We start from the raw sequence: 14,968 nt of genomic DNA on the forward strand, positions 1-14,968 counted from the left end.
GTGCGGAGGGCGGCCAGGGTGGAGGCGGTGCGGGTGAGGTCGCCGGGGGAGAGTGCCGCGGTGAGTGAGGCGAGTTCGTCCTCGACGACGGGGCGGGACGCGGTCAGTTGTTTCTTGCCTTCCGGCGTGAGGTGGAGGGTGGAGGAGCGGCGGTCGTGTGGGTGCGCCGCGCGCCGGCACCAGCCCGCAGCCACCAGCCGGTCCACCGCCTTGCTGACGGCTCCCACGGTGATGGCCAACTCGCCGGCGATGTCGAGGACGCGGCATTGAGGTACCCGGTCGATGATCTCCAGTATCTCGAACTGGCCCAGGCCCAGGCCTCGTTCGGTGCGCAGCCGGGCGTTCACCGCGTTGTAGAGACGGGTCTCGACGCGGACGAGGTCGGTGAAGATCTGAGTGACGTGTCTCACAACACCTCCAGTAGATTCCTGGGAATCATCTTCCTGGGAATCGGGTTGGATCCGGGCAGATGCATTCCGAGGAATCCATCCTCGCATCCCTGCCCCTGGAGGCACGACATGTCCCGACAGCAGCGCGACGCCCTTGACGCCATACTCCGTTCCGCCCCCCGCGGCGAGACGCGGCCCACCGTCGAGCAGCAGCGCAGCGGGTTCACCGCGGCCGTCACCCGCCCCGCCCCGCAGGGCGTGGTCACCCGCCAGACCGTCCTGGGCGGCCGGCCCGCCCTGGAGCTGGAGCCCGCCGAAGTCTCCGGCCCCGGCCGGCTGCTCTACCTGCACGGCGGAGGCTATGTCATCGGCTCACCGCAGACCCATGCGGGGATGGTCGGTGAGCTGGCCCGCCGTGCCGGTCTGCGGGCGGTGTCGGTGGACTACCGGCTGGCACCCGAGCACCCTTTCCCCGCGGCCGTCGACGACGGGCTCGCGGCCTACCGCGACCTGCTCGCGGCGGGTATCGAGCCGCAGGGCATCGTCATGGCCGGTGACTCCGCCGGCGGCGGCTTGGCCATCGCCACACTCCTCGCGGCCCGGGAGGCCGGACTGCCGCAGCCCGCCGCCGTGGCCGTCTTCTCTCCCTGGACCGACCTCACCCTGGCAGGAGGAAGCATGCGTTCCAAGGAGGGCATCGACCCCATATTCATCGGGGCCGACCTGCGCGCCTACGCCGATCTCTACCTCGGCGCGGCCGACCGGGCGCACCCCTTGGCCAGCCCGCTGTTCGCCGACCTCGCCGGCCTGCCTCCACTGCTCGTCCAGGTCGGCGCGAACGAGGTGCTGCTCGACGACGCGGTCCGGCTGGCCGGCCGCGCGGGCGCCGACGACGTCGAGGTCACGCTCGAGATCGGACCGGGCCTGCCCCACGTCTTCCAGCACCACTACGGCCGCCTCGACGAGGCGGACGCCGCGCTCGACCGCGCCGCCCGCTTCCTCACCGGCCACCTGGCCGCAGACCACCCGACCACCGGGTACCTGACCGCCGGGCACCCGGCCAACGGCCGCTCCGAACCGGTCCGGTGAGGACCCCCTGCCTGAACGTCTCGGCGGGCCTCCTGGCGGGCGAACGCCCGGCGTGGTTGCCGTGCCGCCGGGATGCGTGATCGGATTGCGGCAGCATCGCGTGCCGGTGGCGGACTGCGTCAGGCATGGAGGTGCGGAACCGAAGGGACCGCCACCCGTGGCCTCCCGTGACGGCGACCGTGCAGTCGCCTTGAGCTTGCAGCTCGCACAAGCACATGAAGAACTGCGTCGCCAGATCAACGAGATCAGGACAGGTCTCGGACACCGCCGGTTGAGCGACGACGCACTTGTCACCCATTGCCTGGCCTTCTGTGCCGCCTTGACGTCCCATCACCAGGGCGAGGACGAAGGAATGTTCTCCCAGTTGCTGCGCGAGCGCCCGGATCTCGCAGCTACGGTCGCCAACCTTGTCGAGGATCACGGGATGATCGCCTCGATCCTGTCCAGGGTGCGCGAACTCGCTGACGGGGCAGCGCAATCGCGTGCTCCGGCTCTGGAGGCGATACGGCGTGAGCTCGACGGATTGGCGGCGATCATGGAGTCCCACTTCGGCTATGAAGAGCGGACGATCAGCCAGGCGCTTGACGACGGAGACGTGATCAGGTCATGAGCTCGTATCAGTCCTGGTCAGGGGGTGATGGAGGGGTGGTGGAGCCCCGATGTATCACTGCCGCTCGGCGGTGTCGCTGAGCCAGGTCAGGACCTGGTCGGCGTGCTTGTCCGGCGGGAAGACCGGATAGAAGACATGCTCGATCACGTCGTTCTTGATGATCAGCGTCAGCCGCTTGTACAGGGTCAGCCCGCCAGCGGTGAACGTGGGAACCTCCAGCGCCCTGGCCAAGCTTCGTGCGGGGTCGGACAGCATCTGGAACGGCAGGCGGAGCCGCTCGGTGACCTCACGTTGGTAGTCGCTGTCCTGGCTGGAGAGGCCGTACACCCGGGCAGCGCCGGCCGCGAGCAGGTCCTGGTGGTGGTCGCGGAAACCGCACGTCTCGGCGGTGCAGCCGCGGGCGCCGGGGATGGAGTCCCAGCCCTCGGGCAGATCGGTGCCGGGGCGGCCCGTCAGCGGGTAGATGTAGAGCACCGTACGACCCGCACCCAGCGCCTCAAGACTGATGGTGGCGCCGTCGGTGGCATGGAGTTGCAGCCGCGGCATTCTCGCACCGCGCAGATGGGCAGCGGCCCCGTCGTCCTCGGGAACGGGCAGGTCGGCAGGCAGGCTCGTGTAGTCGGTCATCGCTTCCTCTCCTTCGGCGGGTGAGAAGCGGCTGTTGCGGTGAGCGGCCTCGTGCAGGTGCGCCACCAGCACCGCCCGGCGGGCGGTGAGGCCCTCGATCCGCTGCGTGAGTTCGTCGATGGCGTCCCGGTAACCGGCGAGCGCGGCCGGGCAGTCGTCCGCGTGCTGGTGCCCCAGGGTGAGGCATTCCAGAAACGGCCGTGTCGCCTCGACAGGGATGCCGAGGCGACCCAGCGCCCGGATCTCCTGCGTGAGCCGTACGTCGTGCTCGTCGTAGTCCCGATAACCATTGGCCAACCGCACCGGCGCGAGCAGCCCCAGCGATTCGTAGTAGCGCACCGCCTTGGTCGTCACACCCGCTCGCCGGGCCAGCTCACCGATCCGCATGCTTCTCACCTCGACGAACGCTAAACCTTGCCCTTGAGGGTAAGGTCAAGCGCTCAGCGGGGATGTCCGCACGACCCGCGGGCGAACGCAGTCGCCCCCTGGTTCGGTCAGACGGGCCCGTAGACGGCGGCGGGGGCACCGGTCAGCAGCGCCCAGTAGCGGTCCCCGTACGACCAGTGCCACCACTCGCTCGGGTAGTTGACGAAACCCTGCTCGCGCAGGCAGTGGGCCAGCAGATCGCGGTTGTCGCGCGCGGTCGGCGACAGACCCGGTGCGTCGAAGGGACACCACCTTTCATCGCCCGTGCGGTGTCCGTTCACCGCGCCGCCCATGTCCAGTTCCACGCCATCCGTGTCGATCAGCCCCAGATCCACGGCCGCCCCGGCGCAGTGCGGGGCGAGCCGGCCCGGGTGTCCGGACTCAGCCCAGTGCGAGGCGGCGTGGAGCGGATCCCGGGCGGTCCGAACTCGGCGGAGGCGGAGGCGAAGACCCGGGTCGGCCCGGGAAACGCCCCCGCAGCCGTCGGTTCGGACGTCACAGCAGGACCAACCGCACGGATGCCCCCTTTGAGCAGGCGCTTCCTACCAGGTCACCGGTAGTTCGAGCGGGAAGCGTCTGATCGTTTTCGTGTCCCACCGGACTTCCTCGGGCGGTACGGCGAGGCGTAGTCCGGGGAAGCGTGCCAGGAGGCGTCCGACGGCTACCTCGAGTTCGGCCATGGCCAGCGGGACGGCGATGCATCTGTGTCCTCCCCAGCCGAATGTCATGTGCGGGCTGCTGGGGCGGTTCAGGTCGATGGTGTGGGGGTCCGGGTAGCGTTCGGAGTCACGGTTGGCGGTCAGGTATGAGACGTGGACGTAGTCGCCGGCCCGGATGTGTACTCCGTCCAGTTCCAGGTCCTCGAGCGCGACCCGGGGGATGCCCACCCCCTTGCGGAACGGGATGTGACGGAGCAGCTCGTGCAGGACGTCGGTGAGGGTCTCGGGCTGTTGCCTGATGTGCCGCATCAGTTCGGGACGCGTCAGGAGCAGGTAGGTGATGTTACTGATCTGGCAGGTCGCCGTGTCCTGGCCGCTGAGTGCCAGCATCAGGGCCATGACCGCCAGTTCCCTGTCGTCGAGCTGTTCCTCGCCGTCCCGCGCCGCTGCCATCGCGCTGATGAGGTCCGGGCCGGGCGTGTCTCGTCGTTGTTCGACGAGTTTCGCGAAGTACGCGGTCAGGTCGGCCTTGGCGGTGGCGGCGGTCTCCTTGTTGTCCGCGCCGACGACGAGCAGTTGGTGCACGGATTCCTGGATCCGCGGCCATTCCTGGCGCTCGATGCCGAGGAGGTCCAGGACGGTGTGGCGGGGGAGTGTGTCGGAGAGGTGGGAGACCAGATCCGCCGGCGGGCCGTGTTCCTCCATCTCGTCGAGCAGGAGGTCCGTGAGTCGAGTGATCCGGTGTCGCATGCCTTCGACGTTCTGCTGGGTGAAGGCCTGGGAGGCGAGGTGGCGGACGCGGCTGCTGTGCGGCGGATCCATCACGTTGATCGACTCGGGCGACACGATGGGCTCGGGTGTCATCCGGGGGTAGTCGTGGCCGATGATGCCGGCCCGGCTGAGCCGGTGGTCCGTGGTCACCTGCTTGACGGCGTCGAACCCGGTGACCAGCCACGCGTCGGCGTCACCGTAGGGCAGCCGGATCCGGGTGGGGGAGTCGCGGCGCATCAGGTCTGCGAGCGCGGGGTCGAACTCCAGAGCCTCGCTGAAGTCGAACGGGCAGGTGACGGTCTCGTTGTCCGCGGACATCAGACGGCTCCTCCGGGCATGGGTACGACGTTGGTGGTGTCCATGGCCCTGCGCAGGCTCCGGGTGAGTTGCACGGCGTCGCCGACGGCCCAGTAGTGGACGAAGAACAGGCGGGGCTGGTCGGTCAGATTGTGGTGGTGCAGTTCGACTAGTTCGATGCCGCCCTGCCGCAGAGCCACGAGCACGGGCTGGACCTCGTCGGCCGTCATCACCAGGTCACCGCTGAGCGCGGCCCTGCCGCCGCCGAGCGACTGGTAGTTGACGGAACTGGTGGAGCCCAGCCCCGGAGGCAGGGCCACATGGCCGTCGGCAATGGTCTCGCGGCGGACGAAGGTGGCCTTGTAGACCTCCTCGTCCGCGGAGCCCTTGACTCCCAGCGCGGCATCGATGGCGGTGGTGTCCAGGTCGACGGGTGGTGATGCGGTGGCGGGTCGCGCGGGCGGGGTGCCAGTGCGGTCGAAGGCGGCGCGCAGACCGCGGGCGACGGCGACCGGGTCGTTGCCGTGGGCGTGCACGTGGACCCACCACACTTCCGGCGAGTGCGCGAGCAGGTGCTTGTGGAGGGCGGTGACCATGATGCCGTGCTGCTGCAGGACGTCGACGAAGTGCTGCAGTTCGTGCTCGGTGACCACGGTGTCGCCCATCAGGAGCGTGCTGTGGTCGGCGTAGCGCACGAAGGAGACGTGCGTGCCCAGGGCGAGCGCGGGGTTGATCCGGACGCCGTGGGAGAAGACGGTGAGGTCCCGCCGCGGGAACGCCGTGTGGTACATGTACCGCTTCATGTCGCCGGGCCGGCCGAGAGCCCGGCCCACGTCCGCCCAGTCCGCCAGCTTGGTCATCACCGGCTGGACCAGCATGCCCTCCCGCGCCGCGGCGGGCCTTGGATCGGCGCTGGCACGGGTCCCCGTGACCACGGGTGCCGCGGCCGCCGCGGCCAGCACCCACCGCCGGGATGTGGTGATTCGGGAACGGGTGTCCCGCTGTCGCTCGTCAGCCATGTCATATGCCTCCTGGCGTGATGGAAGCACGACGGTTCGCACGGATCGGTGATCCGCACCGAGACGTCCAGCCAGGTGGAGCAACGGGCCAGGGGCGTCCGCGGCCGACTCCGGCGAAGAGGGGGGCAGCCGGGCCTCATATGCGGCCGGTGCCGCCCGCCACCCGCATCGCCCACGCCAGGCAGCCGAATGCGCCGGTGGTGGCCAGCGTGCGCGCGATGTTCCAGGGCACCCATGCCGACTCGAACCGGGCCCGTACCGCCGCCGGGTCGTGGATGTGTGCCGGCGTTCCCGCAGCCGCCAGGTGGTTGTTGAGCGGCACGTTGAAGCCCATCGTGACTACGAGCGAGACCGCGTAGAGAACGACGCCCACGATGATCCAGGGCAGGGCGGGCCGCCCTTCCCCGCCGCGGCACAGCACGGCGGCGAGCACGCCCAGCACGAGCGCGCCGCCGAAGGCGAGGGTGAACCAGCCGTTGAGAATCGCCACGTTCACCCGCTGCATCGTCTCGATGAACGTACGGTCGTCGACCCGCGCCAGACCGGGCATCACGGCGACGGAGAATGCGAAGTACAGGCCCGCCATCAGTCCGGTCGTGAGCGTGGCCGCAAGCAGCACCAGGCTGCGGAGGTCGCCGGTCATGGCAACTCCTCGGGTCGGACGGTCGGCGGGAAGCGGTGTGGATGCGAGTGATGCCGGCGATGCCGGCGGTACGAGTGGCGTGTTCCGCGTCATGGCCCCAGTGAATCCGCGCGGCACATCGTCCGGCCATCGCCGAGAAGCTCATCCCCATACGCAGGCGTCCAGACCTAGTGTGTGGTCATGGACGCACTGGCCACCCTCCTCGACGGCCCGCGGGCGCGCGGTGCCTTCCTGTTGCGGTCGGTCCTCACCCCGCCCTGGTCGGTCAGGATCGCCGACCTGGCACCGCTCACCCTGGTGCACATGGTCAGGGGCGATGCCTGGATCAGGACCGGCGACGGGCAGGCGCGGTCGCTGCGCTCCGGCGGCATCGCGGTGATCCGCGGACCGGAGCCGTACGTGGTCGCCGGTGACCGGGAGACGGAGCCGCGGATCGTCATCCGACCGGGCCAGGTGTCGACCGACCTCGACGGCAACGAACTGTGCGAGCGGATGGACCTGGGCGTGCGAACCTGGGGTGACGATCCCGACGGGGCCGACGTTGCGGGGAGTGGCGCAGCGGGGGAGGACCCGCCGCCCGCGGTGATGATCAGCGGCACCTACCAGATGCGCGGCGAGATCAGCAGCCGTCTGCTGTCCGTCCTGCCGCAGGTCCTGGTGCTGGCCGGGGACGACTGGTCCAACCCGCTGCCCGCGCTGCTGAGCGAGGAGGTCGTCCGGGACGAGCCCGGCCAGGAGGTGGTGCTCGACCGGCTGCTCGACCTGCTGCTGATCGCGGTGCTGCGGACCTGGTTCGCCCGGCCCGGGGCCGGAGCCCCCGCCTGGTACGCCGCCCAGAGCGACCCGGTCGTGGGGCCGGCGCTGCGACTGCTGCACGACGACCCCGCCCACCCATGGACCGTCGCGGACCTGGCGGTCAGGACCGGCGTGTCGCGGGCCGCCCTGGGCCGCCGCTTCACCGAACTGGTCGGCGAGCCACCGATGACGTATCTGACCGGTTGGCGGCTGGCGCTGGCCGCCGATCTGCTGTGCGAGCCGGACGCCACCGTCGCCTCCGTTGCCCGCAGGGTCGGCTACGGCGGCCCCTTCGCGCTCAGCGCCGCCTTCAAACGGGTCCGCGGGGTCAGCCCGCAGCAGCATCGGGAGCGCGCCCGCCGGTAGTTGGGAATACGGATCCGCGCTTGATCCCTTGTATGCGGTGGCACGGTCGGTGTCGGCCTCTGACGCGCGGCCGGCCAGGTCATGTCCGGACGAGAGAGTGCGGTGATCACGCGATGCGGGCGGTGCGGTTTCACGAGTACGGCGGGATCGATGTTCTGCGGGTGGAGGAGGTGGAGCGGCCGGTTCCCGGCCCCGGGCAGGTGCTGGTCGAGGTCCGCGCGGCCGGGATCCAGCCCGGCGAGGCCCACATCCGCACGGGCGCGCTGCACGAACGCTGGCCGGCGGCGTTTCCCTCCGGGCAGGGCAGCGATCTGGCGGGTGTGGTGGTGGAGACCGGCCCCCATGTCCGGGGCTTCGCGGTGGGCGACGAGGTGCTGGGCTTCACCCACCGGCGGGCCAGCCACGCGCAGTTCGTCGTGGTCGACGACGTGAATCTGGTCTCCCGTCCGCCGGGGCTGGCCTGGGAGGTGGCCGGGGCGCTGTACGTGGCCGGCACGACCGCCTACGCCACCGTGTTCGCGGTGGATCCCGGCCCGGACGACACGGTCGTCGTCTCCGGTGCGGCGGGCGGGGTCGGGTCGATCGCCGTGCAGCTCGCGCGGCATCGCGGCGCCACGGTGATAGGGCTGGCGAGCGCGCGGAACCACGCCTGGTTGAGGGATCGCGGTGTCCTCCCGGTCGAGTACGGGCCCGGTGTTGCCGAGCGGATCCGTGAGGCGTCGGGCGGCAGGGTCGACGCGTTCATCGACACCTTCGGCGACGGATACGTGGCGCTGGCAGTGGAGTTGGGCGTGCGGCCCGAGCGGATCAACACCATCCGCGACTGGCAGGCCGCCGCCGAGATCGGGGCGCGGACCTACGGGGAGGGTGCGGCGGCATGCGCGGTCGTGCTCGGCGAGCTGGCCCGCCTTGCCGCGCGTGGCCGGCTGGAGGTGCCGATCGCCCACACCTACCCGCTGGAACAGGTGCGGGAGGCCTTCCGCGAGCTGGAACAGCAGCACACCCACGGCAAGATCGTGCTCCTGCCCTAGCCGGTGCCGCCCGGCACGAGCCGGCCATCGGGCCGCCCTCTCAAGGCGGGAGGACGATGGCCGGCCGACGGGCCGGACGCTCGTCCCGGCTGTCGCCGTCAGTGGTCGAGTGCCTTGAAGCCGTACCCGAACTCCGGCAGGCCCTGCGTGGGGTCGTGGTCGCTCTCCCAGCTGTCGGTCAGGGCCGAGAAGCGGGTCGACCGTGGATCGTTCCTGGGCGACAACATGATCTGCTCGTCGCGCACGATGTCTTTGGAGCAGGTACGGTGCGTCGTCGGCGTGAGCCGGTACAGCGTGAAGACGTCGCCCGAGAAGGTGGCGCGGCCGGTGAAGTCGTTGCAGCCCAGGTTGCCGGTGACCGTTCCATCGCGGTGGAAGACGAAGTAGACCGCCCTTCCGGCCGCGAGCGGGTAGCTGGTGTCCGCCACGGCCAGGTGGTCCACCTGCCAGCGCCTGCCGAACAGGCCCTTGGGCCACAGGAGTTTCAGGGCCACTTGGTCGCCCCGCCCGTTCTTCAGATCGATCGTGACGTCGTCGACCCGCCGTGTGATGTTCAGCCGCCCGTTGAAGAACGTGCGGAACTCCTCCTCGAAGGCCCGGTTCTTCGCCGCACACCGGCCCCGGCCCGTCGGCTGCACGGCCGGAGCACCGAGGGCGAGCGTGCCGGCGGTGACGTGGGCCGTCCGCCGGAACGAGGTGCAGCCGTAACTGCCCGTCAGGGTGCCGTCGTAGCCGAAGTCGACCCAGGCGGCGGCATGCGCCGGGGCAGCGGTGGTCCGTCCGCCGACGGTGATCCACTGTGCCATCCAGCGGGCCCCTACCAGGAGTCCACCGGTTCCGCCCGGCCCCTTCGGAGCGGACCAGTCGGCGGCCGGTCCGGTCTGCCTCGGCTTTCGCCCCTCGCTCCCCATCCGCGGCGCGCCGCACGCCGTGGTGGTCAGCAGAGCTGCGAGGAGGGCGCCGACCACGGTGGTTGCCCGGCGACTGTCCATGCCTGGTCAGACGTTGAAGAGCATGTGCCGGTTCCGCGTTCCGGCCCAGGCCACGAACCGCTGCTGAAGTACCCATGGGGCGGGGTGCTTCCTCCCGCTCGCGGTACGGTCCTGCCATGTCCCGATCAACTGATGCCGGCCTCTCCCGGCCCCCCGTCACAGCGGATGACCTCGACCTCGCCGTGCAGCTTGCTGTGGCGGTCCTTCGCGAGGCGCCTGCGGCCGCTTGGGAAGGCAAGGCAGGTTCGCTGCAATGGGACTGCTGGGAAACCCGTGGAGCACCTCAGCGACGACCTCTTCGCCTACGCCGCGCAGCTCGGCCCCAGAACACCGCCGTTGGACGGTGAGGTGCCCTTCGTATGGGAGAGCCGGCGGCCCGGCGGCCCGGCCAACGCCATCCACGCGGACCGTGGGGCGGGGCCCGCCGGTCTGCTGCAGGTCCTGGAAGCGAGCGGCGCGCTGCTGGTCGCGATGGTGCGCACGTCGTCTCCGCGGACGCGCGCTCACCACGTCTTCGGCGTCTCCGACCCCGAGGGATTCGCGGCGATGGGGATCGTGGAGACCCTGGTGCACACGCACGACCTGGCGCAAGGGATCGGGCTCGTATGGGGCCCGCCCGCCGATCTGTGCTCGCGGGTGCTCGCCCGGCTGTTCCCAAACGCGCCGTCGTCCACGGATCCCTGGTTCACCCTCCTGTGGGCCACCGGACGCGCCGAACCACCCGGACACCCTCGTCTCACCACGTGGCGCTGGGACGGCACACCCCGGGCGTGAAGTTCACCGGTGCCCGTGCCGGACAAACTGCTGCAGTACCTGATCACCTGCGTGAGCGGCACCCCGTGGTCGCCGGCGGTCGCGCGTACCCGCACCCGGCGGCTGGTGGCCGCGGGCGGTGACGAGGGGCTCGTCCAGGTGTGGGACGCCGACACCGGCCGCACGATGCACCATCTGTGCGTGGAGGGCGGCCGGGTCGCGGTGGCGACGGGCGGCCCGCCGGAGCGGGTGCTGATCGCGGCAGGTGCGCTGCGGGAGGGGGCGGGCTCGGTCCGCCTGTGGGACGCGCGCTCGGGAAAGGCGCTGCGGCGACTGCCCGTCCGAGGACGGACGAATGGCCTCGGCTTCGGTGCGGGGTGAACGCCCTAGCCCTGGGCGGCGGCGATGGCCGCTACTTCCTGGCCGCCGCGGTCGAGGACGGAACCGTGCGGATCTGGCCCACGCACGGCGGGGGCCGGCGTCAGCACACACGGTTCGGACGGCGATACGGCGGACACCGGCGGATGGCCTGGTCCGTCGCGGTCGGCCGGGCCGGCGAGCGCCTGGTCGTGGTCTCCGGCGGGTCGCGGGGACGGGTGGTCGTGAGACCGGCCGACGGCCGCGGCCGCACCTACCAAGCGCGACGAGATCACTGACTGGGCCCGCTGCGCCGACATCGCCCGGGTCGGCTCCCAGGACCCGATAGCGGTGGCCCGGGACCACCACCCCCCGGCATCCCGTGCGGCAGTACTCTGAACAGTCGGAAAGCGACATTCACGGCGCCTGTGCCCACCCGGCGCTTCACGGAAGGGACGACGGAAGGCCCTTCCAGCGCCGGCCCCCTCTCACCGGAACCACCATGCCACCACCCTCCCGTGACGGCGCAGGCTCGCATCAGGAAAGCCTGTTTCCCGTCGGCGACCTGATCCCCGAGACCGAACCCGTGGCCTTGCCCCGGGCTGCCGCACGACTGCTCGATGTGCGAGAGATCCACGCCGAACCCGAAGCGGCCGCCTCCCCTCGCGGTCGGCAGATCCTGGCCCGCTTCCCGCAGGCTCGCCTGATCGAGGTCGACTCCCACTGGCGCATCCCGCACCTGCACGGCAATCAGGGCAACGTCGAGCGCTGGGTCCGGGTGAAGACCGAGACCCTGGTCCTGGGGGTCCGCAAGACGCTCACCACCCGTCCCAACGGCCGCTCAGCCGACTGGATCGCACCGGGAGCCTCCAACGGCTGCGCCATGGCCTGCGCCTACTGTTACGTACCGCGCCGCAAGGGCTACGCCAACCCGATCACCGTCTTCACCAACATCGACCGTATCGTCGCCCACCTGGAGCGTCACGTCGCCGGTCAGGGCCGTAAGCCCCGGCCCGACCAGTGCGACCCCGCCTCCTGGGTCTACGACATCGGCGAGAACGGCGACTGCTCCGTCGACGCGCTGATCTGTGACAACACCGCCGATCTGATCCGTGCCTTCCGGTCCTTGCCGACGGCCAAGGCCAGCTTCGCCACCAAGTTCGTCAACCGGGATCTGCTCGCTTTCGACCCCCGCGGGCGCACCCGGATCCGATTCTCGGTGATGCCGCCGGAGGATGCCCGGCTGCTGGACATCCGCTCCAGCCCGGTGACCGAGCGGATCGCCGCCGCCGGCGACTTCGTGGAGGCCGGGTACGAGGTGCACTTCAACCTCTCGCCGGTCGTGCTGCGCCCGGGCTGGGAGGCGGCCTGGGCACAGCTGCTGCAGCAGATGGACGACGTGCTTCCGCCGGCCGTGAAGGCGCAGGCCGCCGCCGAGGTCATCCTGCTCACCCACAACCGTGACCTGCACGAGGTAAACCTGGGCTGGCACCCGCGCGCCGAGGATCTGCTGTGGCGCCCGGATCTGCAGCAGGTCAAACGGTCGCAGAACGGTGGGCACAACGTCCGCTACCGCTCCGGCGTGAAGGGACCGGCCGTCCAGCGCATGCGGGAACTGGTCGCGGCCCACACCCCCTGGCTCACCGTCCGCTATGCCTTCTGACCAGCGCTTTTGATGGCCGGCAGCCGGCAACGTCCTCCTCCACGTCCCGCCGCCGGTCCGGTGGCACCTCTGTGACCGGAAGCGCTCAACGGGGTTCCAGCACCTCCAGGTCGCCGGTCTCCGTGTCATAGCTGCGCAGGGTGGTGAGCCGGGCCGACAGCGGCGGCGCCGGCAGCAGTTCGGGGACCCGCCGGCCGGCGAAGGCAGCAGCCCGCCGGGTACGGCCGAGAGTGATGTGCGGGCTCCAGCGTCCGGGTGCATGGAAGGGGTTGAGGGCCTCGGGCGGGCTGTCCGAGGCGACCGCCTCCCACACCCTGCGGTGCAAGCCGTCCAGCGCGGAGTCGAGGTCCAGCCCCCAGGCCAGCACCGAGGTGGGCCGCTCGAAGCGGACGACACCGGTGAACCGCACCGGTAGCGGCAGGGCGGCGGCCACCTCGGCGAGCTCCCAGCGAATCGGGGCGGTCAGCTCCCGGCAGGTGGCCAGGGTGAGGTGCGGGCTGTTGGTCGGTGAGCGGTGGCGTGACTGACTGGGCAACCCCGCGTTCGCGAGTCGCCGCCAGGCGTCCCGGACCGCCAGATCCGCCGCCTCGTCCAACAAGAGTTCGACCGTGCGCACCGCTGCAGCGTACCGGCGGAGGGCAGGAGGAGCCGGGGGTCCTGGCTCTGACACGGGGATCACGAAGTTCTCTGTCGACGGACACGTTCTAGTGCCGGGAGCCGAGGCCGGCGGGCCGGATCGCGGCGTGTGTCGCCGGCCCGCCCTCGCCCTCTGCCTGAGCGGCGTGCTGTGAGCGGTGGCGGGGAGACCGCATGAGCGTAGCGACGGCGACGGCGGCCAGGGCCGCTGCCACCGCTCCGCCGAGCAGGGCGGTGTGCATGCCGTCGACGAAGGCACCACGCCCCTGTTCGGCGACGGGACCACCGATGGCATGGGCGGCGGCCAGCGAGGACCGGGCGGCCCGGGCCACGGCCTCGGGCGCGTGGGGAAGGTGGAGGTGGCTGCGGTAGGAAGCGTTGAGCACGCTTCCCAGGACGGCGATGCCCAGCGCGCCACCGAGTTCGCGGGACAGGTCGTTCACCGCCGACCCGACGCTCTGCAGGGAGCGCGGCAGCGCGTCGGTGATCGCTGTGGTCGCCGGCGTCATGGCCAGCCCCATTCCGGCACCGAGCAGGAACAGTCCGGCGCCGATCACCCAGTAGGGGCTGGACGTGCCGACCTGTGTCAGCACACCCATGGCGGCGGCGACGGCCACCAGGCCCAAGGTCCAGGGGGCGCGGAAGCCGAACCGTGCCACCAGGCGCGGGGTCAGCCGGGACGCGGGCATCATGGCCAGGGCCATGGGGATCATCGACGTGGCAGCCGTGAGCGCGCTGTCCCCCCGCACCAGTTGCAGGTACTGCATCATCACGAAGATGAAGCCGAAGAACACGAAGAACTGCAGCGTGATCGACAGCGAGCCGGCGGCGAAGTGACGGTTGCGGAACAAGCGGGGGTCCAGCAGGGGGTGCCGCCGGCGCAGCTCGAAGAGTACGAACGCGGCCAGCACCAAGAGGCCGATGCCGATGCCGCCCAGAGTCGCCGGGTCCCCCCAGCCGCGGGCCGGTGCCTCGATGATGGAATACACCAGGGCGACGAGCCCGATGACGGACAACAGGGCGCCCGTCGCGTCCAGCCGCGGCTGGTCCGCCTCGGCCGACTCCGGTACGAACCGCAGCGTGCCCACGAGTGCGAGGGCGGCCAGGGCCACGTTCAGCCAGAAGGCGGAGCGCCACGTCCACTGTTCCAGCAGTGTCCCGGTGGCGAGTACGCCGAGCAGGGCGCCGGCGCCGGCCACGGCTGCCCAGACGCTCACCGCGCGTGCGCGCTGGGCGGAGGGGAAGGTGCTGGTGATGGTCGAGAGGGTGGCCGGCATGACCAGTGCGGCACCCACGCCGAGCACACCGCGCAGGCCTATCAGCACCGCCGGGCTGGTGGTGAAGACGGCCGCCGCGGAACCGCCGCCGAACACGGCGAGTCCGGCGAGCAGTGCCTTGCGTCGGCCGAACCGGTCACCGAGGGCGCCCGCCGGCAGCAGCAGTGAGGCGAAGACGAGGCTGTAGGCGTCGATGATCCAGGACAGATCGGTCTGGCTGGCGCGGGTGTCGCGGGCGAGGTCGGGCAGAGCGACGTTGAGCGAGGCCATGGCCGCGACCACGGTGCCCAGGGCGAGGCAGGTGACGAGCAGTACCAAAGGGTGGCGTATGGCCTGCGGTGATCCGGGAGCAGTGGATGAGGACATGGCGTCTCTTTCGTCGACGGCCCGAACCCGGCGGCTCGGACGACCGCTGTCAGATTGGCCGGGACGCCTTCGTCATGACCAGCTTGATGAAATAAGGAGGCTGTGAGTGAACTGCCTGCGTACACCGTGGTCCGGCGTTCAACACGCCAGATGCCCTGCAGTGGGCTCACCGTGATGAAATAATTCCAGTGGAGCCGCCGTG

General features: G+C 70.7%; 15 protein-coding genes and 1 pseudogene. 7 read left to right on the forward strand and 9 right to left on the reverse strand.

Annotation, left to right across the window (positions count from 1 at the left end; all coding sequences use genetic code 11):
- The coding region (locus IE249_RS12335) for a MarR family winged helix-turn-helix transcriptional regulator (protein WP_189704821.1) at nt 1–410 on the reverse strand (410 nt) is incomplete at its 3' end.
- Nucleotides 411–518: 108 nt separating this feature from the next.
- On the opposite strand from IE249_RS12335, the gene IE249_RS12340 reads away from it, so the two are divergent.
- On the forward strand, nt 519–1,478 hold the full coding sequence (locus IE249_RS12340; RefSeq protein ID WP_189704822.1) for an alpha/beta hydrolase: 960 nt from the start codon (nt 519–521) through the stop codon (nt 1,476–1,478).
- Between the two features lie 157 nt (nt 1,479–1,635).
- Nucleotides 1,636–2,088: a hemerythrin domain-containing protein gene (locus IE249_RS12345; RefSeq protein ID WP_189704823.1), complete on the forward strand. Its 453-nt coding sequence runs from the start codon at nt 1,636–1,638 to the stop codon at nt 2,086–2,088.
- Between the two features lie 54 nt (nt 2,089–2,142).
- Here IE249_RS12345 and IE249_RS12350 read toward each other — a convergent pair whose 3' ends face one another.
- The 5 genes from IE249_RS12350 to IE249_RS12370 all read right to left on the reverse strand — a co-directional run bounded on the left by IE249_RS12350 (nt 2,143) and on the right by IE249_RS12370 (nt 6,530).
- Nucleotides 2,143–3,102 carry a redoxin family protein gene (locus tag IE249_RS12350; RefSeq protein WP_189704824.1) on the reverse strand — a complete coding sequence of 320 codons (960 nt, stop codon included), beginning with the start codon at nt 3,100–3,102 and terminating at the stop codon, nt 2,143–2,145.
- 107 nt (nt 3,103–3,209) lie between these two features.
- Nucleotides 3,210–3,476, reverse strand: a complete 267-nt coding sequence (locus IE249_RS12355; RefSeq protein ID WP_229858236.1) for a M15 family metallopeptidase — start codon at nt 3,474–3,476, stop codon at nt 3,210–3,212.
- A 207-nt stretch (nt 3,477–3,683) separates the two neighbouring features.
- A complete protein-coding gene (locus tag IE249_RS12360; RefSeq protein ID WP_189704825.1) occupies nt 3,684–4,889 on the reverse strand; it encodes a cytochrome P450 in 1,206 nt (401 codons plus the stop codon).
- Complete coding sequence (locus IE249_RS12365) at nt 4,889–5,887, reverse strand: DUF1259 domain-containing protein (RefSeq protein ID WP_189704826.1); 999 nt, start codon at nt 5,885–5,887, stop codon at nt 4,889–4,891. Before IE249_RS12365 ends, IE249_RS12360 begins: the two co-directional genes overlap by 1 nt.
- Before the next feature lie 136 nt (nt 5,888–6,023).
- Entirely contained in the window at nt 6,024–6,530 is a 507-nt protein-coding gene (locus tag IE249_RS12370) for an anthrone oxygenase family protein (RefSeq protein ID WP_189704827.1), read from the reverse strand.
- A gap of 180 nt (nt 6,531–6,710) precedes the next feature.
- On the opposite strand from IE249_RS12370, the gene IE249_RS12375 reads away from it, so the two are divergent.
- Nucleotides 6,711–7,691 carry an AraC family transcriptional regulator gene (locus IE249_RS12375; RefSeq protein ID WP_189704828.1) on the forward strand — a complete coding sequence of 327 codons (981 nt, stop codon included), beginning with the start codon at nt 6,711–6,713 and terminating at the stop codon, nt 7,689–7,691.
- 113 nt (nt 7,692–7,804) lie between these two features.
- Nucleotides 7,805–8,722, forward strand: a complete 918-nt coding sequence (locus tag IE249_RS12380) for an NADP-dependent oxidoreductase (RefSeq protein WP_189704829.1) — start codon at nt 7,805–7,807, stop codon at nt 8,720–8,722.
- A gap of 98 nt (nt 8,723–8,820) precedes the next feature.
- On the opposite strand, the gene IE249_RS12385 is transcribed toward IE249_RS12380, so the two are convergent.
- The gene (locus IE249_RS12385) at nt 8,821–9,528 is read right to left on the reverse strand and encodes an META domain-containing protein (RefSeq protein WP_189704830.1); all 708 of its coding nucleotides are present in this window, start codon (nt 9,526–9,528) and stop codon (nt 8,821–8,823) included.
- Nucleotides 9,529–9,830: 302 nt separating this feature from the next.
- On the opposite strand from IE249_RS12385, the pseudogene IE249_RS12390 reads away from it, so the two are divergent.
- The 3 genes and pseudogenes from IE249_RS12390 to IE249_RS12400 all read left to right on the forward strand — a co-directional run bounded on the left by IE249_RS12390 (nt 9,831) and on the right by IE249_RS12400 (nt 12,487).
- Nucleotides 9,831–10,488: pseudogene (locus IE249_RS12390) on the forward strand (hypothetical protein).
- Between the two features lie 9 nt (nt 10,489–10,497).
- Complete coding sequence (locus IE249_RS12395) at nt 10,498–10,848, forward strand: hypothetical protein (protein WP_189704831.1); 351 nt, start codon at nt 10,498–10,500, stop codon at nt 10,846–10,848.
- Between the two features lie 478 nt (nt 10,849–11,326).
- Entirely contained in the window at nt 11,327–12,487 is a 1,161-nt protein-coding gene (locus IE249_RS12400; protein WP_189704832.1) for a spore photoproduct lyase family protein, read from the forward strand.
- Between the two features lie 85 nt (nt 12,488–12,572).
- Here IE249_RS12400 and IE249_RS12405 read toward each other — a convergent pair whose 3' ends face one another.
- Nucleotides 12,573–13,103, reverse strand: coding sequence for a 2'-5' RNA ligase family protein (locus IE249_RS12405; protein WP_189704833.1), 531 nt, complete (start codon nt 13,101–13,103; stop codon nt 12,573–12,575).
- Nucleotides 13,104–13,191: 88 nt separating this feature from the next.
- Nucleotides 13,192–14,766 (reverse strand): MFS transporter, encoded by a 1,575-nt coding sequence (locus IE249_RS12410; RefSeq protein WP_189704834.1) that lies wholly within the window; start codon nt 14,764–14,766, stop codon nt 13,192–13,194.
- Between the last annotated feature and the right edge of the window lie 202 nt (nt 14,767–14,968).

The organism is Streptomyces anandii JCM 4720, from assembly GCF_014650655.1.
Lineage (GTDB): Bacteria > Actinomycetota > Actinomycetes > Streptomycetales > Streptomycetaceae > Streptomyces > Streptomyces anandii.